23 protein-coding genes are annotated in these 22,050 nt (G+C 65.8%); 12 read left to right on the forward strand and 11 right to left on the reverse strand.

Features of this window, described 5'->3' with window-relative positions; all coding sequences use genetic code 11:
• The 3 genes from QA609_RS21300 to QA609_RS21310 form a co-directional block, all read left to right on the forward strand.
• Nucleotides 1–777, forward strand: a 777-nt coding sequence (locus QA609_RS21300) for a CPBP family glutamic-type intramembrane protease (RefSeq protein ID WP_278304639.1), incomplete at its 5' end; no start/stop codon positions are given.
• A gap of 956 nt (nt 778–1,733) precedes the next feature.
• Nucleotides 1,734–3,155, forward strand: coding sequence for a 4Fe-4S ferredoxin N-terminal domain-containing protein (locus QA609_RS21305; protein ID WP_278304640.1), 1,422 nt, complete (start codon nt 1,734–1,736; stop codon nt 3,153–3,155).
• A gap of 46 nt (nt 3,156–3,201) precedes the next feature.
• Nucleotides 3,202–3,399, forward strand: a complete 198-nt coding sequence (locus QA609_RS21310; protein ID WP_278304641.1) for a hypothetical protein — start codon at nt 3,202–3,204, stop codon at nt 3,397–3,399.
• Between the two features lie 119 nt (nt 3,400–3,518).
• Here the strand turns inward: QA609_RS21310 and QA609_RS21315 are convergent, their stop codons facing one another.
• Nucleotides 3,519–5,045 carry a (R)-citramalate synthase gene (locus tag QA609_RS21315; RefSeq protein ID WP_278304642.1) on the reverse strand — a complete coding sequence of 509 codons (1,527 nt, stop codon included), beginning with the start codon at nt 5,043–5,045 and terminating at the stop codon, nt 3,519–3,521.
• A 243-nt stretch (nt 5,046–5,288) separates the two neighbouring features.
• On the opposite strand from QA609_RS21315, the gene hpt reads away from it, so the two are divergent.
• Nucleotides 5,289–5,849 (forward strand): hypoxanthine/guanine phosphoribosyltransferase, encoded by a 561-nt coding sequence (gene hpt, locus QA609_RS21320; RefSeq protein WP_278304643.1) that lies wholly within the window; start codon nt 5,289–5,291, stop codon nt 5,847–5,849.
• On the opposite strand, the gene QA609_RS21325 is transcribed toward hpt, so the two are convergent.
• A complete protein-coding gene (locus QA609_RS21325; protein WP_278304644.1) occupies nt 5,850–6,203 on the reverse strand; it encodes a DUF192 domain-containing protein in 354 nt (117 codons plus the stop codon).
• A gap of 104 nt (nt 6,204–6,307) precedes the next feature.
• Here QA609_RS21325 and QA609_RS21330 point away from each other — a divergent pair, with 104 nt between their 5' ends.
• A complete protein-coding gene (locus tag QA609_RS21330) occupies nt 6,308–6,877 on the forward strand; it encodes a hypothetical protein (protein ID WP_278304645.1) in 570 nt (189 codons plus the stop codon).
• Nucleotides 6,878–6,931: 54 nt separating this feature from the next.
• On the opposite strand, the gene QA609_RS21335 is transcribed toward QA609_RS21330, so the two are convergent.
• Complete coding sequence (locus QA609_RS21335) at nt 6,932–7,141, reverse strand: DUF5800 family protein (protein WP_278304646.1); 210 nt, start codon at nt 7,139–7,141, stop codon at nt 6,932–6,934.
• Between the two features lie 126 nt (nt 7,142–7,267).
• On the opposite strand from QA609_RS21335, the gene QA609_RS21340 reads away from it, so the two are divergent.
• From QA609_RS21340 to QA609_RS21360, 5 genes are all read left to right on the forward strand, one after another.
• Entirely contained in the window at nt 7,268–8,134 is an 867-nt protein-coding gene (locus QA609_RS21340; protein WP_278304647.1) for a polymer-forming cytoskeletal protein, read from the forward strand.
• 339 nt (nt 8,135–8,473) lie between these two features.
• Nucleotides 8,474–9,337: an electron transfer flavoprotein subunit beta/FixA family protein gene (locus QA609_RS21345; protein WP_278304648.1), complete on the forward strand. Its 864-nt coding sequence runs from the start codon at nt 8,474–8,476 to the stop codon at nt 9,335–9,337.
• A 2-nt stretch (nt 9,338–9,339) separates the two neighbouring features.
• Nucleotides 9,340–10,941: an electron transfer flavoprotein subunit alpha/FixB family protein gene (locus QA609_RS21350; protein WP_278304649.1), complete on the forward strand. Its 1,602-nt coding sequence runs from the start codon at nt 9,340–9,342 to the stop codon at nt 10,939–10,941.
• Nucleotides 10,938–12,608: an FAD-dependent monooxygenase gene (locus QA609_RS21355; protein ID WP_278304650.1), complete on the forward strand. Its 1,671-nt coding sequence runs from the start codon at nt 10,938–10,940 to the stop codon at nt 12,606–12,608. The genes QA609_RS21350 and QA609_RS21355 overlap by 4 nt, the downstream gene beginning before the upstream one ends.
• Nucleotides 12,608–12,997 (forward strand): hypothetical protein, encoded by a 390-nt coding sequence (locus tag QA609_RS21360; RefSeq protein ID WP_278304651.1) that lies wholly within the window; start codon nt 12,608–12,610, stop codon nt 12,995–12,997. Before QA609_RS21355 ends, QA609_RS21360 begins: the two co-directional genes overlap by 1 nt.
• Before the next feature lie 90 nt (nt 12,998–13,087).
• On the opposite strand, the gene QA609_RS21365 is transcribed toward QA609_RS21360, so the two are convergent.
• The 6 genes from QA609_RS21365 to QA609_RS21390 form a co-directional block, all read right to left on the reverse strand.
• Complete coding sequence (locus tag QA609_RS21365) at nt 13,088–13,522, reverse strand: hypothetical protein (protein WP_278304652.1); 435 nt, start codon at nt 13,520–13,522, stop codon at nt 13,088–13,090.
• Between the two features lie 79 nt (nt 13,523–13,601).
• The gene (phoU, locus tag QA609_RS21370) at nt 13,602–14,273 is read right to left on the reverse strand and encodes a phosphate signaling complex protein PhoU (protein ID WP_278304653.1); all 672 of its coding nucleotides are present in this window, start codon (nt 14,271–14,273) and stop codon (nt 13,602–13,604) included.
• A 108-nt stretch (nt 14,274–14,381) separates the two neighbouring features.
• Entirely contained in the window at nt 14,382–15,377 is a 996-nt protein-coding gene (gene pstB / locus QA609_RS21375) for a phosphate ABC transporter ATP-binding protein PstB (protein ID WP_278304654.1), read from the reverse strand.
• A 156-nt stretch (nt 15,378–15,533) separates the two neighbouring features.
• Nucleotides 15,534–16,466 (reverse strand): phosphate ABC transporter permease PstA, encoded by a 933-nt coding sequence (pstA, locus tag QA609_RS21380; RefSeq protein ID WP_278304655.1) that lies wholly within the window; start codon nt 16,464–16,466, stop codon nt 15,534–15,536.
• Nucleotides 16,463–17,473, reverse strand: a complete 1,011-nt coding sequence (gene pstC, locus QA609_RS21385; protein ID WP_278304656.1) for a phosphate ABC transporter permease subunit PstC — start codon at nt 17,471–17,473, stop codon at nt 16,463–16,465. Before pstC ends, pstA begins: the two co-directional genes overlap by 4 nt.
• Nucleotides 17,470–18,444 (reverse strand): PstS family phosphate ABC transporter substrate-binding protein, encoded by a 975-nt coding sequence (locus tag QA609_RS21390; RefSeq protein WP_278304657.1) that lies wholly within the window; start codon nt 18,442–18,444, stop codon nt 17,470–17,472. The genes pstC and QA609_RS21390 overlap by 4 nt, the downstream gene beginning before the upstream one ends.
• A 199-nt stretch (nt 18,445–18,643) precedes the next feature.
• On the opposite strand from QA609_RS21390, the gene QA609_RS21395 reads away from it, so the two are divergent.
• Together QA609_RS21395 and QA609_RS21400 are read left to right on the forward strand one after the other, a co-directional pair.
• Entirely contained in the window at nt 18,644–19,639 is a 996-nt protein-coding gene (locus tag QA609_RS21395; protein WP_278304658.1) for a phosphate uptake regulator PhoU, read from the forward strand.
• Between the two features lie 239 nt (nt 19,640–19,878).
• Nucleotides 19,879–20,103 (forward strand): hypothetical protein, encoded by a 225-nt coding sequence (locus QA609_RS21400; RefSeq protein ID WP_278304659.1) that lies wholly within the window; start codon nt 19,879–19,881, stop codon nt 20,101–20,103.
• A gap of 63 nt (nt 20,104–20,166) precedes the next feature.
• On the opposite strand, the gene QA609_RS21405 is transcribed toward QA609_RS21400, so the two are convergent.
• Together QA609_RS21405 and QA609_RS21410 are read right to left on the reverse strand one after the other, a co-directional pair.
• Nucleotides 20,167–20,538 (reverse strand): 30S ribosomal protein S8e, encoded by a 372-nt coding sequence (locus QA609_RS21405; protein ID WP_278304660.1) that lies wholly within the window; start codon nt 20,536–20,538, stop codon nt 20,167–20,169.
• A gap of 72 nt (nt 20,539–20,610) precedes the next feature.
• Entirely contained in the window at nt 20,611–22,038 is a 1,428-nt protein-coding gene (locus QA609_RS21410) for a PQQ-binding-like beta-propeller repeat protein (protein WP_278304661.1), read from the reverse strand.
• Between the last annotated feature and the right edge of the window lie 12 nt (nt 22,039–22,050).

Genomic DNA, 22,050 nt, shown 5'->3' on the forward strand with positions numbered 1-22,050 from the left:
AAATCAAGAATTCGATCGTTTGCCGTCTTAGTGGCAGCGGGCACTCTTGGCATTCTAGCATTGCTCGGTGAGGGTTTTCTCAACCCAGCACAGTATGAGGAGCTGGCGGCGGAAGTTGGAACAACCCCCGAACTCGTTCTGTTTGCTGCTGCTGTACAAACGTTTATCCTAATGACGGTCGCGATCGTGGCGGGCCTTTGGGCGGCCCCCAAGCTGGGATTCGATTCGCATCTAGTGAACCGCGTTACGGACGGTTCTTCCCTTCTTGAGTCAATACAATCGGAGTTCAAACCAGCACTCGGTGTCGGTGGTGCGATCGGAGTCATGTTAATTGTGGCAGAACGAATTGCACCTGAGATATCAAATGGTGAAGAGTACGAAATGAGCGTTGAACTCCTCGTACAATCGGTTCCACTTCGGCTCTTCTACGGAGGTATCACCGAAGAACTCCTGCTACGCTGGGGAGTGATGTCCCTTATCGTGTTGTTGGTTTGGAGACTACACGGGAGACGGGGAGATTCACCGTCAGCCGGCATCGTGTGGATTGGGATCGTTATTGCGGCAATCCTCTTCGGTGTTGGACACTTACCGATGGCAGCAAGTATCTACGGAGCACTCACAGTCGAAGTTCTCGCGTTCGTTGTGGGTGCAAATGCAATCGGTGGTATCGGATTCGGATGGCTATTCTGGCGGTACAGTCTCGAAGCCGCGATTATCGCTCATGCCTTCGCTCATGTCGTCGCAGTCACCATCTGGGTAGCTCTACTACTTGTTTGAACTGTTCGTCGAGTTGTGCCGATACATCCTCCGGATGTTGCACGTTTCTTGTATCAACTTCTGATGAGCTCAGTCCCGTTCGTGAAAGATACAGGGCGCGCATATTTCACGGGAGGGTTACAAAAAGCCAACTGGTCAGATCGATCAGTACGGTTCGAACACGTACATGTTATCCATATTGATATCATAGAAGACCGTCCCGTGGGGCATTTGATAGAACCGCCAGAGTGCGTAGGCATCTCCCATTGCTCCGCCCGTATTCGATACGGGACGAAAAACGCCGTGGTGGCGATAATCGGCTGGGGGACCGCGAGCAACGGCAGACAGATAGCCGTAATAATCGCTAACGGTGCGATGCCGACCTAAAGCATTGTTTATCATTCAACGACTTGTAAGGAGAATGACGGTTGGTTGGAAATACTGCCTACTCGTCGTGACTTCTGGGCTGAAAGATGCGGGTTATGATTAATCGAGAGGGGCCTGTTGAAACCCTCTAACCCTAACAAGAACTGTGTGCTGAATAGAGGGCGCAAATGTAGCATGGGACAGAGGCTCTAGCGCGAAGCGAATACATCGTGCTCAACCCATGCTCTATATTTACCAGGCTTCTCTTGACAGCTATCGGAGAAGTAGATTGCTGTGCCGTTACCTATCTTGACCTGCACCTACCGCGAGTTTCACAGCTAATTCTGCATAGATGGATTGTACCGCTCTCTGTGTAGTGCGCGGTACTCCAATCATCCACAGTGCTATTCCGTTCGTGCCGAAGCCCGTTGAACGACCCACTCGAGCTGTCCACCGACCGTTCGGCATCCGTACTACTTCCCGACCTCGGTATGAGTTCCCATCCCTCGCAGGGAACCGCTTTATCCCTGCAGCTATGGGAGGGAGTCCCGAACGGACCCAATGTCAGAAAATAGTAACTTCCCGACGGCGAGACGAGGTGAGCGACCGCGATGAGCTCCGACGAGGACGGAGGGCTCGGGGACGACCCGTTCCATCCCCTCGGGGACGCCGCCGAGGAGGACTTCCGGGCCATGCTCGAGGAGACCGAGTACGACGCCGATCTCGGGATGGCGATGGCCGAGGACGCCATGCGGGTCACGAAGGGCGAGCTCTCGGAGGCCGCGTTCCACGAGCGCTACCACGAGGACGTCCTCGAGGAGTTCGGCGAGGACCAGCGGCCGACGAAGGAGGCCTACGAGAACGCTAAAGCGGAGGCGAAGGGAACGCTCTCGGGAATGCTCTCTCGGTTCGGAGGCGACGGCGAGGACTCGCGCCGAGGGACGATGAAGAAAATGGGCGCCGGCGCGGCCGCCATCGGCCTGGGCGCCTGGGGAACGGCCGAGAACGGGGACGAGTCGGAACCCGATATCGTTGCGGCTCAGGAGGAAGGCGAGGACGAGGGCGACGGTGACGGCGTCCAGTGGGGGATGACGCTCGACCTCGAGACCTGCGACGGCTGTCTCTCGTGTGTCGTCGCGTGCAACCAGGAGCACAACTGGGACGAGGGCGCCAACTGGATGTACATCATCGCCTACGGCGACGGCACCGTCGAGTCCCCCGACGCCGACGACTTCGAGGGGACGCGAGACTTCAACTACCTGATCCGTCCCTGTCAGCACTGCACGGACGCCCCCTGCGAGAAGGTGTGTCCGACGACGGCCCGTCACACCCGCGACGAGGGCGGGCTCGTGCTCACCGACTACGACGTCTGTATCGGCTGTCGGTACTGCCAGGTCGCCTGTCCCTACGGCGTCAACTACTTCCAGTGGGGCGAACCCGAGGTCGACGCTCCCTCCGAGGAGCTCGAGGAGGACATGATGTACGACCAGCGCGGCCGCTGGGTCAGCGGCCGGGGTCCCCGCGGGGTCATGGAGAAGTGCATCTTCGACCCGGCCCGCCAGGACGGCCAGATGGGCGACGAGATGGTCGGCACGACGGCCTGCGAGGATGCCTGCCCGCCAGGAGCGATTCAGTTCGGCGATATGAACGATCCCGACAGCGACCCCCAGCGGTACGTCGCGAACGTTCCGCTCGCCCGCGCCGTCGAACACGACCCGGACGACGAGGAGCTACAGGACGCCATCGCCGTCCTCGAGGGCGAGGAGGAACCCGCCGACGAGGACGACGAGGACGGGCTGACAGAGGAGGAGGCCGAGCGGCTCCTGCGGGGCGAGTACGGCGAGCCCGACTCGACGTTCCGGCTCCTCCAGGAGTACAACACCGACCCGAACGTCCTCTACCTCGGTAACGAGCCGGGGCCGGACGCCGAGCAGGTTCCGGGACCGGTCGCCTACGACGACGTCGGCCAGGTCGACAACCGCAAGGACGTCCTCGACGAGGGGACGGTCGGCGACACCGACCTCTCGCTTTGAGGGCGGCCTTCGAGGGCTTCATACTGCTCGAGCGTGACCCCCCGGTATGGAACTCCGCCAGCGCGTCGCCGTCGGGGCGATCTGGGTCGGCGTCGCGGCGCTGATCGCGTCCACGCTGTACCCGGTGTCGTCGTTCGGGACCGACGTGGCGCTCCGGCTGTTCGTCGTCGCCCTCGCGCTGTTTCTCGCGAGCGTCTACTTCTTCGATCCCTGGGGCATACTCAGCCGGCAGCCGTTTCACTAACGCAGTCGGGAGGCGATCCGACCCTCGAGCGCCCCGCTCGGTGGTACAGAGAGCCCGCTACGGTGTAGTCGAACGGATCGAAACGCTCCGCAGTCGAGCCAAAAATCGGACGTCGGGAGTCAGTCGTCGGCCGGCGCGAGCGGCTGCGTGTCGTGTCCAAGGAGTCGATCCAGGGCGTCGACCATCGCCTCGACGCTCGCTCGCGTGATGTCGGCCTCGCTGCGGGCGACGGTCACGGAGCGGTCGTTTCGGACCATCGTCACCTCGACGGTGACGACGGCATCGGTCCCGCCGGTGACGGCGTCGACGTGGTAGGACTCGAGCTCTGCGTCGGCCATCGAGCCGAGCGCCTCGCGTACCGCGGAGACGGCAGCGTCGACCGGACCCGAGCCGGTGCCGCTCGCGACCCGTTCCTCGCCCTCGACCTCGAGGCGGATGCTCGCGGTGGGGACCGCGCCGCCGCTGGTTGCCGTGAGGTCGAGCAGTTCGACGACGCGCTCGCGGTCGTCGCCCGTGACGTCCTCGGCGATCGCGAGCAGGTCGGCGTCGGTGACGCGACGACCGCGGTCGCCGAGTTCGGTGACCCGAGTGGCGATCTCGGCGACCTCGTCGCCGCTGGCCTCGACGCCGTGTTCCTCGAGGGTCGCCGCGACGCCGGCTCGGCCGGTGTGTTTACCCAGTGCGAGCCGTCGCTCGCGCCCGACGGTCTCGGGCGCGTAGGGCTCGTACATCTTGTCGTCCTTGAGGGTGCCATCGGTGTGGATCCCGCTCTCGTGGGTGAAGGCGTTCTCGCCGACGACGGCCTTGTTCGGCGGCAGCGGGACGCCCGTCGCTCGCGAGACGCGCTGTGCGAGGTCGTACAGCTCCTCGAGTTCCACGGTTTCGACGCCGTAGACGTGCTCGAGCGCGATCGCGACCTCCTCCAGGGCGACGTTGCCGGCGCGCTCGCCGAGCCCGTTGACGGTACAGTGGACCAGGTCCGCACCGGCCGAGACCGCCGAGATCGCGTTCGCGACGCCCAGTCCCAGATCGTCGTGGGTGTGGGCGCTGACGGGGCCGAGTTCGGCCAGCCGGGAGACGGCCTCGGCGGTGCGCTCGGGACCCGTGTGACCGACGGTGTCGGCGAAACAGGTCCGGTCGGCGCCCGCATCGAGGGCCGTCCCCATCAGCTCCTCGAGGTAGTCCAGATCGGCCCGGGAGCCGTCCTCGCCGATGACCTCGACCCAGAGGCCGTGGTCGGTGGCGTACTCGACGAGGTCGGCCGTCTTCGCGAGGTTGTCCTCGCGGGAGGTGCCGACCTTCCCCTCGACGTGGCGGTCGCTGGCGGGGACGACGACGTGGACGCCGTCGACGTCGCAGTCGAGCGCGAGGTCGACGTCGCCGGTCATCCCGCGACAGAAGCTCGTCACGCGGGCGTCGAGGTCGAGGTCGGTCACCCGCGAGATCGCCTGTCGCTCGCCCGCGCCGGTACAGGCGCTACCGGCCTCGACGACCGAGACGCCGGCTCGCTCGAGCCCGCGGGCGATCTCGACTTTCTCGTCGGGAGAGAGGGAGACACCCGGGGCTTGTTCGCCGTCGCGAAGCGTCGTATCGAGAAGGCGCACTGTACGGTCGGCTGCAATCGTCTGCTCCGGAGTCGTAGTCACGAAGGAAGGGTTATTTCCGTCCTGGAATTTCGCGCCCAGCCGGGTTGCCCCGACTTCCTCTATCCTCGGACTCCGGCGTTGAGAACGAATCTCGTGCCATCGTATCACGACCTATTCGGACGGGGCGACTTAACCTCGCCGGTCTCGGCACCATCTGCGTCCGTCGGCGCCACCGTCGAGCCGTCGTCTCCGTTCGACGCGAGAACCCCAACGACAATCGGCCCTCTCGACGTAGGTGAGGACATGGACCCCACGCTGGAACCGCTCGCGCGGTCGCTCCGTGCGGCGCCGATCGTCGACCGCGACGGCTACGACTACTTCGTCCACGGCGTCACCGACGGCGTTCCGGTCGTCGAACCCGACGTTCTCGAGGCCGTCGTCGCCGGCTTCCGCGAGCGAATCGACTTCGAGAGCGTCGACGTCCTCGTCGCGCCGGAGGCGATGGGAATTCACCACGCGACGGCGCTCTCGATGGCAACCGCCGTTCCGTTCGTCGTCGTCCGCAAGCGCACCTACGGCTTCCCGGACGAGATCGCGATCCACCAGGAGACCGGTTACGGCGAGAGCGAACTGTTCCTGAACGGAATCGAGGCCGGTGATCGGGTCGTCCTCGTCGACGACGTTCTCTCGACGGGACACACGATCGAGGCCGTCTGTGCGGCCCTCGAGGACGTCGGCGCGGAGCTCGTCGACGTCGCGGTCGTCCTTCGGCGCGTCGACCGCGCTCGCGAGGAGTTCGACAGGTCGGTGACGGCGCTGTTCGACGTCCAGGTCGTCGATGGCGCACTCGAGATCGTCGAGTAGTTACGTCGGCTCGAGAGCCAGTTCGTCGCCGGGCTCGACGCCGTCGGCCGCCCCGGCGGGTAGCTCGAGCAGCAGGTCGGCCTCGCTTCGGGCGAACCCACGCCAGGGCAACAGCCGTTCGACGCGCTCGACGACGCCGTCGACGACCCAGATCACGTCGAGCGGGACGAAGACGAACAGCATGTGCACGTCCCGGGGCCGTGCCGAGTCGAACCGAAACGCCAGCGCGTACCCCTCCGGTAGCGAACGGCGAAACATGAGCCCGCGGAGCTGAGCCGGCATGGAGTCGGCCGTCTCCACGGTCGCGGCCAGCTGGCGGGCGGCACCGGATTTCGGGTGGTGGCGCAGTCGCACGCCCTCGAGTGTCCGCCGGGCCGGTAAAAGCTTCCCGTCGAACTCGAGCGGTGAGTTGGGACCGGGCGAGGGGTTGAAACGTCGTGCCCGCTAACCGGACGGCGATGGAGAAAACGCCGCGAGGAACGTCCGTCGGCGTCGACGACCCCTATGCGTTCGCCGGCGTCTGCGACCGCTGTACCGACGACGGGCGGTGTCGGTACGCCTTCGAGCGTCCCGACGACGACCCGGCGTTCGCCCGCGAGCGAGCCGACGAGGAGTACGCCTGTCCCGTCCACGACCCCGACCGCGAGGAGACGCCGGCCGACTGTCCGCACTTCCGGTCGCGAAACCGCGATCGGGAGTGCGTTCGCTGTGGCCTCGAGGAGAAACGCCTCGCCCACGACGACGAGCGGCCGCTGCTCGAGGAACACCACCTCTCCTACGCCGACGGGAGCGGGTCGTCGAGCGAGGGCGCTGACGCCGAGGCAGAGGCCGACGAACTCTCCCACGAGATCACGGTCTACCTCTGTCGGTGGTGTCACTCGAAGGTCCACAACTCGTGGGCCCGGATCACCGACGACGTCGCACCGGAGCCGGAAGCGGTCGCCGAGCTCGAGGGCCGACGCGGGCGCGAGCTGGACGAGCTGGGGTTCGAGTCGGCGGCGACCCGCTTCGAGACCGACGAATCGTAATAACGGTCGAGAGCACGCGACCGCACGAAGACGCGCGATCGGCACGCAAGTCGTTCAGTTGTTGCCGCGGGGAAGGATGTCGCCGACGCGGCGCGGTTCGCCCTGCAGGTTCGGCTGCTCGGCGACGATCTTGAGCACTTCGTGATCGGTCACGTCGTAGTAGGACTTCTCGGTGGCTTCCTCGATGAGTTCCCGCTCGAGGCGGAACTCGGTCCCTTCGTATACGACATCGACTCCCTCGTCGTCGAACGCGAGCGTCGTCATAGCTGGCTGTAGGCGATCCCCCGATAAAAAGCGGACGCCTGTGGTCGCGCGGACGCGCCTTCCGCCGCCACGCCCGCGGCCGAATCGCGCGAGCTTTATTACCCGGGGTTCACATTGGTTGCGAACGTGGCGTTTCGCAGGGATCCGCTCGACGAACTCGTCGTCCCAGACGGGACCGAAGCCAAGGAGGTCGCCCTCGAGACCGACGGGGACGTCCTCGTCGGCGCCCGCTCGTCAGTCGAGTTCGGCGTCCGGGGCCGGAACGTTCTCGCGGGCGAGAGCGTCGAGTTCGGCGGCGATATCGAGGCCGAGGCCGACTGTCGGCTCGACATGTGGTGTGAGGTCGCGGACAACGTTCTGGTCGGCCAGGACGCCTACATCGGCGAGCGCGTCCACATCGGCGGCGAGATGAAAGTCGCCGGCGACCTGGATATCGGCGACGACGTCGAGATCGACGAGGGGTTCGAGGCCAACGGCTGGATCGTCATTCGGAACCCGATGCCGACGATCGTCTTCCTCTTTGTCTACCTCAAACAGCTCCTGTTGATCGGCGAGGAGGACGCCGCCCAGCGGCTCGTCTCCCAGCTCGTCGATGACGACGAGGACGAGGACGCGGAGTCGGCCCCCGACCCGCTGATCGTCCCCCGCAACGCGACGGTGAGCGACGACGCCTGGCGCGTCTCGACGCCCGCGACGATCGGCGACGGCTGTCGGCTCCACGGCAACATCCGCGCAGAGTCGATCGACGTCGGCGAGGACTGCAATATCTTCGGCAGCCTGCGGGCCCGCGAGGACGTGACCGTCGGCGAGGGCACCCGCATCCACGGCGATCTGACCACACGAAGCGGCGACGTAATCGTCGAGCCCGGCGCGCGGATCCTGGGCGACGTCTCCTGTTCGGACCTCGAGCTCGGACCCGGGGCCGAGGTCGACGGCTCGATCCGGGCCGACGGCGAGATCACGATGGGGACGACCGAGCGCGACCTCGAGTAATCGGGACGCGATCGCGGGCGACGGGAGCTCACCTTCGAGACACGTTCCTCGAGCAGTTCGAGACCGAGAGCCTGGCGTTCTCAACAGGGAGGAACCGGACGACGATCGGTTGGGCTGCTTCTACGGGTGCGTCGACCCCGACTCGATCGCCCGAGAACGATCATCAGAGCCGGGATCGACGAGTTTCGAGCACTCGGCCGAGCGTTTTCCGTCGCCTCGGGCGCGTTTCCAACCGTTCTCTCTCCCGACGATTTTCACCCCGCATTCTTAATAGTGTCAGTTGCGTTAGCACGAGGCGAGTATGGTGCGAGAGAGCAACTACCAAAGAGGGGTGAGATCGTGCGATCGATCGTGTTGACGAAGGGCGTGCCGGACTTCTCGGAGGGCGCGGTTTCCTTCGACGAGGACGGCCACCTGGAACGGGGGAAGACGCCGACGGTAATGAACCCCAACGACGCGTTCGCGCTCGAGGCGGCGCTCCAGACGCGGGTGCGCCACGGCGGTCACGTCACCGGGATGAGCATGGGTCCGCCCGGATACGCGAGCGTGCTCCAGGGGGCGATGGAGTCGGTGTACGCCGACGACAGCTACCTGCTGTCGGACCGGGAGCTCGCGGCCTCCGACACCTGGGCGACGGCGATCACCGTCAGCGCGGGGATCGAAAAGTACCGCGAGGAGGTCGCCGACGTCGACCTCGTCTTCGCGGGCTTCAAGACCGCCGACGGGGAGACCGGCCAAACCGGCCCCCAGACCTGCTGGGCCCTCGAGTGGCCGATCGTCACCCACGTCGTCGCGCTCGATATCGATCCCGACGAGCGCCGACTGCGGGCGAAGCGACTGGTCGAGGGCGACGTCGACGAGATCGAGACCGTCGAGGCGCCCCTGCCCTGCGTGGTCATCGCCGATCCGGAGTTCGAGCCGACCTACCGGAAGGCGTCCCACCGGCTGACCCACAAGCAGCTCCGGGCGGAGACACGAGAGCGGGCCGCCGAGCACGACGAGTACCTGACGACGTGGGACCACGCCGATCTGAACCTCGATCCCGACTACATCGGGCTCGACGGCTCGCCGACGATCGTCTCCTCGGTCGACCCGATCCCGAAGGCACCCTCCGAGCGGGAGGCGACGATGATCGATCCCGAGGACGGCGCGGCGATGGAGCCCGTCCTCGAGGAGCTACAACCGTTTGCGGGAGGTGACTGACGATGGCACTCGATCCCGACGAGTACACGGCCGACGAACTGGGCGAGGAGCTCGAGACGCTCGACGACGTCGACGAACTGCAGGCGGTACTGGAGGCCGAACAGGCGGGGAAAGACCGCAAGACCGCCCGCGAGGCGATCCACCGCCGGCTCGAGGTGCTCGGCGAGACGGGCGGCGACGGCGTCGAGGAGGGAACCGAGACGGAAGGCGAGTACGAGGCGACGAAGGAGGACGTCGGCGACGAGGCGGAGGGTGAGGAAGTGGACGACGAGGACGTCGAAGACGCCGACGAGAGCGGCGAGCCGACGGCCGAGGACGACGGTGACGAAGACGAGTCGCCAGCCGAGGAGGACGAAGACAACGGTCTCTCTCACCCGACCCGAGACAAGAAACACGTCAGAGCACTCGACGGCGGCGAGTACGCCGACATGTGGGTGTTCTGTGAAACCCAGCAGGGAGAGCTGCTCGAGGTCTCCCGGGAGATGCTCGGCAAGGCCCGGGAGCTGATGGACCAGTTCGAGGACGATTACGGCGACGACGAGCGCGTCGTCGCCTTCCTCATGGGCGACGACTGCGAGGGGCTGGCCGAGGAGACGATCGCCTACGGCGCAGACGTCGCGGTCTACCACGACGACGAGCGCCTCGAGCGATTCCTGCACAAACCCTACACGGAGATCGCGGCCCACATGGCCCGCGGCCAGGGGACGATCGAGAGCACCGACTGGCGCGAGTACGACGAACCCCGGTACGTCCTGTTCCCGGCGACGAACAACGGGCGGGACCTCTCGGCGAAGGTCCAGGCGGAGCTCGACTCCGGGCTCGCCTCGGACTGTTCGGACCTCTACATCGAGGAGAACGAGGTCTCGAATCCGGTGAAGACCGGCGAGCCGGGCGTCAAGAAGACCTTCGAGAAAGTCCTGCACATGAAGCGGCCCGACTTCTCGGGGTTCGAGTACTCGACGATCCTCTGTCTGGACAATCCGGGTCGGGACTTCCACCCGCAGGGCGCCTCGATCATTCCCGGGAGTTTCGAGCCGATGGAACCCGATTACGATCGGGAGGGGCTCGTGATCGAACACGACATGGAACTCGACGAGGACTGGTTCCGCGTCGAGATCACCGAGCACGACCGGCTCGAGGCCGGGATCGACCTGGCTGGCCACGAGGTGATCGTCTGTCTGGGTCGGGGGATCGCGGACGATCCCACCCGCGGGATGGAGCTCGGGCTCGAGCTCGTCGACGCCTTCGAGGACGCCGAACTCGGTATCACGCGGGGGATCGTCACCTCGGCCTACCAGTTCGAGGGCCATGTCGAGGAGTATTCGAAGGAAGAACGCCAGATCGGCGAGACCGGCCAGGTCGTCGCACCGAAGATCTACATCGCCGCGGGCGTCTCCGGGGCAGTCCAGCACAAGGTCGGAATGGACGAGTCCGACACGATCGTCGCGATCAACACCGACACCGACGCCAGGATCCGGGACTTCAGCGACTACTACATCGAGGGCGACCTGTTCGAGGTGCTGCCCAGGCTCACCGCGGCCGTCGAGTCGGGCGAGACGAAACTCGAGGCGGTCGCCGACGGAAGCGGAGGTGAGGAGCGATGACCGAACGAGAACACTACGAGGCCGTCGTCGTCGGCTGCGGCCCCGGCGGCGCGGCCGCGGCCGCCAGGCTCGCGGAACACGGCGTCGAGACGCTCGTCCTCGAGCGGGGCGTCGAAGCCGGCTCGAAGAACGTCTCCGGCGGGCTGATCTACGCCGAGGACTCGGCTCCCTACACGATCGACGACCTGTTCGACGGCTTCCGCGAGGAAGCGGCCGAACGCCCCGTCACCGACTACCGGATCCACAACATCGCCGGGGACAAGGTCAAGACCTACGACCTGACCGACCTCCACGAGCACGACACCGACTGGTGCGACGCCGTGCTCCGCCGGCAGATGGACTCCTGGCTCGAGCAGCGGGTCCACGAGAAGGCCAGCGAGACGGGCGGTGGCGTCCTGACGAACGTGCGAGTGAACGGCCTCCTTCGGGAAGGGGGAGAGATCGTCGGCGTCACCTGCGACGAACTCGATCCGATCGAGGCCGACCTGATCGTCGCCGCCGACGGCGTCAACTCCGAGCTGGCCCGCGAGGCCGGCCTCATGGACTGGGAGGAGCCTGACGAGTGGTTCCAGGGCGTCAAGGCCGTCGTCGACATGGATCCCGGGGCGGTCAACCACCGGTTCGGGATCGACGACGACGAGGGCGTCGCCCACCTGTTCTCGGGCGACCTCTTCGAGGACGTCCGGGGCGGGGGTTTTCTCTACACCAACGAGGAGTCGCTGTCGATCGGGACCGTCTTCCACCTCGACAGCCTCGTCGCCGAGCAGGCCGAACCCCACGAACTGCTCGACGCCCTGCTGACCCACCCCGTGATGGCCCACTGGATCGGCGACGGGTACGACGAACGGGAGTACGCCGCAAAGCTCGTCCCCGACTCGAAGAAGGTCGCCCACCGCGAGCCCTACCGGGATCGGCTGGTGCTGGTCGGGGACGCCGCCGGTCAGATGCAGGCCCAGGGGCCGATCATCAAGGGGATGAACCACGCCGTCACCGCCGGAGCGCTGGCGGCCGACGCTTTCGCGATCACGCGGGGCAACGCCGATCCCGAGGCCGCGGGGCGGCGCTACGCGAAGCTGCTCGAGGACTCGGGGACGATGGCCAAGCTCCGCCCGAAGCAGTACGACCTCGCCCGGACCGTCGGCGAGCGTGATGCGGTCACGAACGTCGTCGACCGCGTGCTCGAGTCGCCGATCGGGAGCCTCGCGCTCGGAAACCGGCTCGCCGATCGGGTCCTCGAGCGAGCGTACAACTCGCCGTTCCTGGTGTCGATGCTGCCCGACACCCGAACCGGGTACACGACGGTGCCGACGGTCATCGGCGAGGCCCGCGGGAAGAGCGTCCGCTGGAAGAACGACGCCGAGCCGCCGAGCCTCGAGGAACGGATCGGCGAGCTCACCTACGACACCGACGTCGGCAACCCTCACATCGAGCTGCGCGACGACTCCGCGGAAGCCAGCGGAGCCGCGGTCTACGCCTGCCCCGTCAGCGCCGAGGAGTTCGGCGGGGGCTGTTACCGCACGGAGCGGGTGAAGACGAACGGCGACGAGGAGACCCTCGTCAGCCTCGACACCCAGCCCTGCGTCGAGTGTGGCACCTGCGCCATCGTCGCCGACACCACCTGGGAACACCCCCGCGGCGGGAAGGGCGTCGAGTACCGCGAGGGCTGATGAGCCGGTACGGACCCAGGATCGCCGCGCTCGCTCGAGGGGCCGAACGCGACCGGGCGGCCATCGAGGCGGACGAGGCGGCCGCCGATCCCGAGCGTGCCCGCGAGTACCTCCACGAGGGGGCTGGACAGGCGGTCTGGTGTTACGTCGAGGCCCGGACCGGGGGACGGCTCGTCGCGTTCTCGGAAGCCGAGTTCGCGGCCATCGAGCGGGCGATGAACGACTGGCTCGAGTGTTACGCCCGGTGTCACGGCGTCGAACTCGAGGCCGAGTTCACGGTCCGGCAGGCCGCCGAGCTGTTGCTCGAGACGCGAAACGTCGTCGACACGGCGCAGCTGCTGACTGGCGTGCCGGAACGGCGAACCCGATCGGCGAGGGCGAGCCGGTAGCAAGCGGTGCCGCGAGGCTACGGCTCGCCGACGACGGGTCGAGGATCGACTCGAGGGAGCTGGACGCGAACGCTCGCTACGGACGTTCCGTCAGCCGAAACAGGTCGCCGAGATCGTCGATCGGTCGACGGTCTCCCCCTTCCAGCGCGCGTACAGGTCGTAGCGCACGCCGGACGGCGGCTCCGAACCGTGCCGCCAGGTGATCGTCGTCTCGGCCTCGGTGACCGCCGTTGCGGCTCGGATAGTTCCGTCCGTCGCTCTGACCTCGAGGAGGTCGACCGAGTCGGGATCCGTCTCGAGGACGGCGCTGATTCCGAAGTCGGTCTCCGAATCGGCCGCGAGTCGTTCGGATCGAACGGTCAGTTGACTGATCGCCTCGGTCTCGAACGGCGTCTCGTTCGGGAACGAACACTCCGTACTCGACTCGCTGGACGTTTGGCCCAGGCAGCCACCGGTTACGGCGGCGGCAACGGTTGTGCCACCGCCGAGTACGTGACGTCGGCTAACGGGTTGGAGTTCGATCATCCGTGAGTCGAAGTATCTCGTCTCCCGATAAGAATTTTCAGTTGAATACTGTTTTCGGCAAGCGGAACGTGAGATCGAGTCAGTAGATAAGCTCGTCGTCGTTTTCGACCATGTAGAGGGTTCGGGCGGCGATGTTGACCGCGTGGTCGCCGACCCGTTCTAAGTCCCGGATCGTCAACAGCAGCCGCGAGACGTCCTGGAGGATCCGTTCGACCTCGTCAGGGGTGTCGAGTTCGCGCTCGATCAGGTCCCGGACGACGATCCCGCTGGCGCGTTCGGCGAAGTGGTCGACGTCGTCGTCGCGCTCCGCGAGCTCCCGGCAGGCGTCGGTGTCCTCCTCGTCGTACGCGAGCATCGCGTCCTCGATCATTTCGAGGGTGAGCTCACCCATCGCCTGTACGTCGACGTCGGGGAACCGGTCGTGTTCGGCCTCGTGGGTGTACTCGCCGAGGTTGACGGCGAGATCGCCGATCCGCTCGAGGTCGGTGATGATCTTGAACGTCGAGGCGATAAACCGCAGGTCGCTGGCGACGGGCTGTTGGAGCGCCAGCAGCTCGATACACTCCTGCTCGAGCTCGAGGTACAGCTCGTTGACCTCGCTGTCGCCCTCCATCACCTCGTCGGCGAGCTCCACGTCCTTCTGCTCGAGGGCGGACAGCCCCATGCGGAGCCGCTCCATGACGACCTCGCTCATGTAGAGGACGTCCTCGCGGAGCTCCCGGAGTTTCTCCTGATACGACTTTCTTGCCATGGTTCAGGCACCCGTGCGGGCGAAGATATACCTTGTGCTCGGGTGAGCCGGCCGTTCGACGGTTCGGCGATACCTGCATCGCCAGCCGTTCGCGGCGTCGGCCGCGGGCTACCCGAACTTGCCGGTGATGTAGTCCTCGACGCGGTCACTCTCGGGGTTCTCGAAGATCCTGTTGGTGTCGTCGAACTCGACGAGGTTCCCGCCGGTGAGAAAGACGGCAGTCTTGTCCGAAATTCGGGCCGCCTGCTGCATGTTGTGGGTGACGATCGCGACCGTGTACTCCTGGGCGAGCTCCTCGACTAAGTCCTCGATCTTCGAGGTCGCAACGGGATCCAGCGCGGAGGCGGGCTCGTCCATCAGGATGACCTCCGGGTCGGTCGCGATGGCGCGGGCGATACAGAGCCGCTGTTGCTGGCCGCCCGAGAGGTCGAGGCCGCTCTCGTCCAGTTGATCCTCGACCTCGTCTAACAGGGCGGCTCGCTCGAGGGCCGTGTAGACCTGTTCTTCGATGTCGTCGTCCTTGCCCTGGACGCGCAGCCCGTAGGCGACGTTGTCGAAGATCGACTTGGGGAAGGGGTTGGGCTTCTGGAACACCATTCCGATCTTCCGGCGCAGTGCGACGGGGTCGACGTCCTCGTCGTAGATGTTCTTCCCGTGGAAGTGGAGTTCGCCCTCGACGCGGGCAACGTCGATCAGGTCGTTCATCCGGTTGATCGACCGCAGGAAGGTGGACTTCCCACAGCCCGAGGGACCGATGAGGGCCGTCACCTGCTTCTCGGGGATGTCCATGTTGATCCCCTGGAGGGCCTGCGTGTCGCCGTAGAAGACGTCGAGGTCGCGGGACTCGATGATCGCGTTGTCGACCTGGGGCGAACCGAGCGGTCTGTCGGCGGCCGACATCTCGGCTCCGGAGTCGGCACCGACGTCGGTCGTTCGTTCAGCTGCCGTCGTCTCGGCCGCCTCCGAGCCGCTGTTTGCAGTCATACCGGTTGTCTCGGTATTGGTACTGAGCAAGTTACCTATTGCGAAACGCCCGCGCTCGGAGCCGACCGACGCGAGCGTCGATCGCAGCCCGGTTCGTCGGTCGCTCGTCTCGTCGCTCATCACGTCAGCGAACGAGGGGCGTCCCTAAATACCATACTATGTCCTCTATATAGTTCTATAGTACTCGTCGACTCTCGAGCGGCTGTCCCCGTCTTCCGCCCGCTCGGACTGATATTCGACGGTCGACCGAACGGAGGGAAGTATAGAGACGGTGCGTTACGCCCGCCGATCGTACTTGTTTCGGATGAGGACGGCGGCCGCGTTCATCAACAGGAGGATCGTCAGGAGCACGACGATCCCCGCGGCGGCGATATGCTGGAACGCCGCGTCGGGCTGGGAGGCCCACTCGAAGATCATCATCGGCATCGCGCTGAACGCGCCCGTCGGGGAGGTCAGATCGGGCGGCGTGAACATCGAGACCGCCGCGCCGACCATCAGGATCGGCGCTGTCTCGCCGATCGCTCGCGACAGCGAGAGAATGATCCCCGTCATGATTCCCGGAACCGCTTCCGGGAGCACGACGTTGCGGATCGTCTGCCACTTCGTCGCACCGGTGCCGTAGGACGCCTGGCGCATCGAGTCCGGTACCGCCCTGAGCGACTCCTGGGAGGAGACGATGACGATCGGCAGGATCAACAGCGTCAGCGTCAGTGCACCCGCGATCAGGCTCGCTCCCGTCTGGAGCGCCCGAACGAACATCGCGAGGCCGAGCAGCCCGTAGACGATCGAGGGAACGCCCGCCAGGTTCGTGATGTTCGCCTCGATGAACCGCGTGAGGCGGGTGTCGGGGGCGTACTCCTCGAGGTAGATCGCCGCGCCCACGCCCAGGAAGAGCGTGAAGATCGCCGTCAGCACGATCAGGTAGATCGACCCGACGATGGCCGGATACATCCCGGCGGGTCCGGTGTCGAGATCCCCGTAGTTTTCGGGGACGAAGTGGTCGGCGACCTGCGAGGGCGGGTAGGTGAGGAACTCCCAGGTGAGCCAGCCCCACGATTCGTAGATCACGTCAGCGAGCAGGGCGATCAGAGCGACGATGCCGACCATCGCCGCGGAGACGCACAGGCCGAGGAAGACCTTCCCGTAGAGACGTTTGCGTTCGATCGCCGATCCGCCGAAGTCGAACTCCCCGTCGGTGTCCGTACTCATTGGTACTCCTCCCGGTAGCGTGACCGAACCCACATGCTCAGGACGTTCATCGCGAACGTCATCGCGAACAGCGTCAGGCCGACGGCGAACAGGCTCTGGTACTGGATCGAGCCGATCGAGACGTCACTGATCCCGACCTGGACCATGTACGCCGTCATCGTCTGCATCTCCTCCAGGGGGTTCGTGGTGATCTGTGGTAACATTCCCATCGCGAGCGCGACGGCCATCGTCTCACCGATCGCCCGCGAGAGCCCGAGGACGTAGGCCGCGAGGATCCCCGACAGCGACGCGGGGAGGACGACCTGCGTTGACACCTCGAGTTTCGTCGCACCAAGCCCGTAGGCGGCGTTGCGAAGCGAGTCCGGCACCGCGCTCATCGCGTCCTCCGAGAGTGAGGAGATCATCGGGATGATCATGATCCCGACGACGATCGCGGCCGACGTCGCGTTGAACGTCCCCGTCTGCGGGAAGAAGAACTGGATGATCGGCGTAATAAACGAGAGCGCGAAGAAGCCGTAGACGATCGTCGGGATCCCGGCGAGGATCTCGAGGATCGGCTTGAGCGTGCGACGCACGCGCTCGTCGGCGTACTCCGAGAGGTAGATCGCGGTCAGCGTTCCGACGGGGACCGCGATCAGCGCCGAGCCGACGGTGACCACGAGCGTCCCCCAGACCAGCGGGAGCACGCCGTAGCTCGTCGGCTCGATCAGCGGCGACCAGTCGGTACCAAACAGGAACTCGGTGACGGTCACCTGGGCCGCGAGTCCCTCACCGATCGCGTCGGCGGCGCCGTCGACCGAGCCGGCCGAGACGGCGTCGCCGAGCAGTTCGACCAGCGTCGCCTGCCGGAAGAAGCCGACGGCGCCGTTGATCAACACGAGGATGATCGCGATCGTCGTCAGCACCGTGACGAACGCACACGAAAAGAAGGCGTACCGGGCGACCCGGTCGCCGAGCGTGCCGACGTCGTTGCCGTTTCGCGAGAGGTCCATCCGTTCGGAGCTCATGCGTACCTCTCGATCGCGTCCTCGAGTTCCGCGCGCTGTTCGTCGAGCACGTCGTCGGGGATCCCGTAGAAGCCGACGTCGAGGGCCGTCTCCTGGGTGTTATCGAGATAAAAGCGCATGAACTCCCGGAACTCCACGCGGGCGAGTTCCGGGAGGTTCACGTAGACGTACATCGGCCGCGACAGCGGCGAGTAGCTGCCGTCCTCGATCGTCTCCTCGGTCGGCTCGATCGGCCCGTCGCCGTCGTCGATGGCGATCAGGTCGACCTCGTCCTCGTTCTCGTAGTAGAAGCCGGCGCCGCCGAAGCCGACGGCGTGTTCGTTGCCTCGAACGCCTCGAACGATCATGTTCGTGTCGGCGGTTCCGGTGTAGTCCGAGCGGATGTTCCCCGACTCGCCGTTGACCGCCTCCGTAAAGTAGTCGAACGTCCCCGAGGCCGAGTCCCGTCCGTAGAAGCTGATCTCCTCGTCGGGCCACTCGTCGTCGAGGTCGCTCCAGGTCTCGACGTCCGAACCGCTCTGCCAGAGCGCGCTGAGTTCCTCGGTCGTAAGCTCCTCGCACCAGTCGTTGTCCGGGTGTTTCATGATCGCGATCCCGTCCATCACGACCTCGAGTTCGAGCCACTCGACACCGTTGTCGGCACAGAGCTGCTCTTCTTCCTCGTAGATCTCGCGACTCGCGTCGCTGAGGTCGAGTTCGTTCCGACAGAGGCTCTGGAACCCGGCGCCCGTTCCGGAGCCGCTGACCGAGACGCGAACCTGGTTGTTCTCCCACTGAAACCGCCTCGCGACCGCGGCACTGTTCGGTAACAGCGTGTCCGAGCCGTCGACGACGATCTCGCCCTCGAGACCGCTATCCTGGCCGCGGACGAGACAACCCGCCAGGCTCGTCAGTCCCGCGCCGGCGGTACCGAGCAGTACGTGGCGACGCGAGAGCGCACCGCCAGAACCGGATCCCGGATCGTTTCCCATCAGTGCACTCCTAGCGGATGGCGTCTAAGTACCCTACTATGTTTTCTATATATTTCTATGTTCGACACCAGTTCACAGCATCGCGGAAGCCTCCGAGGGGAGCCAGACACCACGAACGGCCGCGGCCGGTGATCGGAGCCGGCAGCTCGCGGCTCTATAGATCGGTGAGGTTTATACGTTCAGCACCCAACCCCGCGGTATGGAGACCCGCAAGGTGCAGGTGACCGGCGGCTCTACGTACACGGTCTCGCTGCCGAAGAGCTGGGCAACGGAAAACGGCGTCAGCGCCGGCACGACCGTCGAGTGTTACCCCGAGGAGGACTCGCTGCTGCTCACGCCGGCCAGCGAGACCGACCGTCAGGAGGGGACTCTCGACGTCTCGGATCTCGAGGGCGAGCGCCTCACCCGGGCGGTGATGACGATGTACGTCAGCGGGTTCGACATCATCCGCCTCGAGGCGACTCGGATCACGACCGACCAGCGCCGAGCGATCCGGGACGCGACCCAGAGCCTCGTCGGCGTCGAGGTCTTAGAGGAGACGACTGACAGCGTCGTCATCCAGGACTTACTCGACTCCTCGGAGCTGTCGATCGTCAACGCCGTCTCCCGGATGCGCCTGATCGCGACCTCGATGCTCGAGGACGCCGTCACCGCCCTCGTCGAGAACGACGACGACATCGCCCAGGACGTCATCGAACGCGACGACGACGTCGACCGCCTCTGGCTCGTCGTCTCGCGGATCTTCCGAGCGACGCTTCGCTCGCCCCGGGCCGCCGAGGAGCTCGGCGTCCCCCGCGAGGACTGTTTCGACTTCCACTCGAGCGCCCGCCAGCTCGAACGGGTCGCCGACCACGCCGCCAAGATCTCCAATCTCGCGCTCAAGCTCGAGGCGATCCCCGAGGACGTTGCCGAGGCGCTGATCGCGCTCCGGACGGACGCCGCCGACGTCCTCGAGAAGGCGATGGACGCGCTGTTCGCCGAGGAGACCGACGAGGCCAACCGTCTCGGCCACGCGGCCCGCGAGGCCGTCCTCGAGATCGACGAGCACACCCGCTACATCGACGATATCCTCCGGGACCTCGAGCCGGTGCAGGCCCAGTCGCTCGGGCTGATCGTCGACTCGCTGTCCCGAAGCGCCGACTACGGCGGCAACATCGCCGAGACGGCGTTACAGAAGGCGGCACCGCGTCCCTGATACGGTCTGCTGCAACGATTTACCGGTGCAACCGCAGGACGGTCGCGGTTGCACGGAACTGACGTACAGCAGTCCGTATGGGTGTCCAATCTCGACCCGTCCGCGGCCCCCGTGTTGTCCCCGGTACGGATCCGTACTGTCCGAACGTGACGGGTACGGAGGGATCGATACCACAACTAGCAATCGCTTTCTTTCGACCTCGCCTCCGAACGGACGTGGCACTCGGTGCCAGACCGACCATGCACGAACCCACGACTTCCGACGACGAAACGATCCAAGAGCGCTCGACCGATGCAGACCCCTCGAGACCGACGACGGAGCGGCTCGCAGCCGTCGTCGTCAGCGAGGAGAACCGACGGGATCGGCTGACCGTCTACCCGGCAGACAGCTCGAACGACGTGACGCGGACGGCGTGGCTGACTGCGACCGCGGGCGCGTTCGTCGACCTCGAGGCGTGGCAGTGAGCGGGCTCGCCTCGCGGCGCCGTCGCTACGCGGAGTGAGTGCCGAGAGAACGGTTTTCGCAGTCTACTCGAGGAGAACGGCGTTGACCTGACCGGTCTGGCCGGGTCGGGACGTCACGCGGGCCTGACCCTCGGAGGTCTCGACGACGGCGCCCTTCGTGATGATGTTCCGTCGGACGTAGTTCGGGTTGGCGTCGTTCTCGACGACGTCCTCGATCTCCGCGGTGACGGTCTCGCCGCCCTTGTTGACGCTCGCGACGTTCGTCGCGAGGGCGCGGGTCTTCGTGTTGCTGCCGCGAACGTCGACGACGCGGAACCGGGGCTCGCCGACCTGGGTCTCGGTCGGGAGGCGACCGAGTTCGTTCTTGCGGCGCTTTCGGACGTTCTTCAGTCGGCCACCGGTTCGCTTGCGCGTGGAGCGTCCCTGGTTTTGCATACCCGGACAACGGCCCGGCGGATACTTGAATCCACGCTTTCGGATCGATCGCCGATTTCGCCCGGCTGACGCTCACTCCTCGGGGACCAGACAGTAGGCGTGGCCCGGCTCCTCGAGGATCGTCTCCTCGTCGTCGTCCCAGTAGTTCGTGAAGACCCCCCGCTCGGTGTAGTAGATCCGGCCGTCGTGGGGAACCGGCGCGCTCGTGACGTGGCCGCGGTTCTCGACCCGCCAGCGCCGCTCCCCCGTCTCCTTGTCCAGCGCGTACAGATGCGAATCGTAGGAGCCGACGAGGATCGTCCCGGCGGTGGCGGTCACCGCGCCGATGATCGAGCCGTCGATATCGGTCGCCCACAGCTCCTCGCCGGTCTCGCAGTCGATCGCGTAGACGTGGTCGTCGTTGCTCCCGGTGTAGACGACGTCTTCCTCCGGATCGAGCGCTGGGTTGGCCATCGATCGGTTCTCGAACTCGAAGGTCCACTCCTCGGTGCCGTCTTCGAGGTCGATGCAGTGGAACCGTTCGTCCCAGGAGCCGACGTAGCCGTAGCCGTCGTGAGCCGCGATCGTCCCCTTGATCTCCGCGCCGAGATTGAACTCGCCGTCGGCCTTCTCCTCGCCGTCGGGGCCGTCCTCGCCGCCGGTCTGGTACTCCCAGGCGAACTCGAGGTCGGGGAACTCCCAGCAGTAGACGACGCCGTCGTTCGAGCCCGCACAGATCCGGCCCGTCTCGAGGTCGACCGTCGGCGAGGGGTGGGGCTGGCCCCAGATGCGGTCGTCGTGCCAGGTCGGTTCACCCGTCGCCGCGTCGAACGTCCACAGCGCACCCGAGGAGGGGCTGCCGTACTCGGCGATCACGTACAGCGTCCCGTCGTAGTAGGCGGGGCTCGAGCCGATCGCGAGGGTTCCCTCGAGCTCGTGGGCGCGGGTTCGCCAGACGATCTCGCCGGTCTCGACGTCGATCGCGTACAAGTCGCCGTCGTAGCCGCCGATGTAGGCGGTGTCGCCGACGATCGCTGGCGAGCCGTGGAATCCGAGATCGGTCGCACCCGTTTCGGTCAGCCAGCGGGGTTCGCCCGAGGGCTGGACGCCGTGGACGAAGCCCGTGTCGCCGGCGATCACGATCGTCTCGCCGTCGGGCGTCGGCAGCGGGCTCGACTTCGCCGCGGTGTGGCCGACGTTGTTGATCGGGAACGACCAGTTGACGCTGACGGCCTCGGGGACGGTCTCGTCGGGGTAGTAGCCGAGTCGACGCAGGCCGCGACGGAACATCGTCACGTCGTCGTCGGGGTGGGTCGCGTACGACGAGACGTCGTCGGCGACGTCCGGTTCGTCGCCGTTCGTGCCGGATTCGTCGTCGTCAGTCGACTCCCACAGGGCACAGCCCGCGAGCCCTGCGGTCGCGGCGACGCCCGCGGTCTGGAGGAACCGCCTGCGAGGATGCGAGTCGTTCGATGCGGCGGAGTCGGCGTCGGCGAGCGAGGACTGGGATCGGTGTGGCATAGCGGGACGCTC

It is taken from the genome of Natronococcus sp. A-GB7, from assembly GCF_029688865.1.
GTDB lineage: Archaea > Halobacteriota > Halobacteria > Halobacteriales > Natrialbaceae > Natronococcus.

Excerpts from the sequence above, each read along its gene's own strand:
- QA609_RS21305 (WP_278304640.1), top strand. The coding sequence starts at position 1,734 with ATGAGCTCCGACGAGGACGGAGGGCTCGGGGACGACCCGTTCCATCCC.
- QA609_RS21310 (WP_278304641.1), top strand. The coding sequence starts at position 3,202 with ATGGAACTCCGCCAGCGCGTCGCCGTCGGGGCGATCTGGGTCGGCGTC.
- hpt (WP_278304643.1), top strand. The coding sequence starts at position 5,289 with ATGGACCCCACGCTGGAACCGCTCGCGCGGTCGCTCCGTGCGGCGCCG.
- QA609_RS21330 (WP_278304645.1), top strand. The coding sequence starts at position 6,308 with ATGGAGAAAACGCCGCGAGGAACGTCCGTCGGCGTCGACGACCCCTAT.
- QA609_RS21335 (WP_278304646.1), bottom strand. The coding sequence starts at position 7,141 with ATGACGACGCTCGCGTTCGACGACGAGGGAGTCGATGTCGTATACGAA.
- QA609_RS21350 (WP_278304649.1), top strand. The coding sequence starts at position 9,340 with ATGGCACTCGATCCCGACGAGTACACGGCCGACGAACTGGGCGAGGAG.
- QA609_RS21355 (WP_278304650.1), top strand. The coding sequence starts at position 10,938 with ATGACCGAACGAGAACACTACGAGGCCGTCGTCGTCGGCTGCGGCCCC.
- QA609_RS21360 (WP_278304651.1), top strand. The coding sequence starts at position 12,608 with ATGAGCCGGTACGGACCCAGGATCGCCGCGCTCGCTCGAGGGGCCGAA.
- QA609_RS21365 (WP_278304652.1), bottom strand. The coding sequence starts at position 13,522 with ATGATCGAACTCCAACCCGTTAGCCGACGTCACGTACTCGGCGGTGGC.
- phoU (WP_278304653.1), bottom strand. The coding sequence starts at position 14,273 with ATGGCAAGAAAGTCGTATCAGGAGAAACTCCGGGAGCTCCGCGAGGAC.
- pstB (WP_278304654.1), bottom strand. The coding sequence starts at position 15,377 with ATGAGCGACGAGACGAGCGACCGACGAACCGGGCTGCGATCGACGCTC.
- pstA (WP_278304655.1), bottom strand. The coding sequence starts at position 16,466 with ATGAGTACGGACACCGACGGGGAGTTCGACTTCGGCGGATCGGCGATC.
- pstC (WP_278304656.1), bottom strand. The coding sequence starts at position 17,473 with ATGAGCTCCGAACGGATGGACCTCTCGCGAAACGGCAACGACGTCGGC.
- QA609_RS21390 (WP_278304657.1), bottom strand. The coding sequence starts at position 18,444 with ATGGGAAACGATCCGGGATCCGGTTCTGGCGGTGCGCTCTCGCGTCGC.
- QA609_RS21395 (WP_278304658.1), top strand. The coding sequence starts at position 18,644 with ATGGAGACCCGCAAGGTGCAGGTGACCGGCGGCTCTACGTACACGGTC.
- QA609_RS21400 (WP_278304659.1), top strand. The coding sequence starts at position 19,879 with ATGCACGAACCCACGACTTCCGACGACGAAACGATCCAAGAGCGCTCG.
- QA609_RS21405 (WP_278304660.1), bottom strand. The coding sequence starts at position 20,538 with ATGCAAAACCAGGGACGCTCCACGCGCAAGCGAACCGGTGGCCGACTG.
- QA609_RS21410 (WP_278304661.1), bottom strand. The coding sequence starts at position 22,038 with ATGCCACACCGATCCCAGTCCTCGCTCGCCGACGCCGACTCCGCCGCA.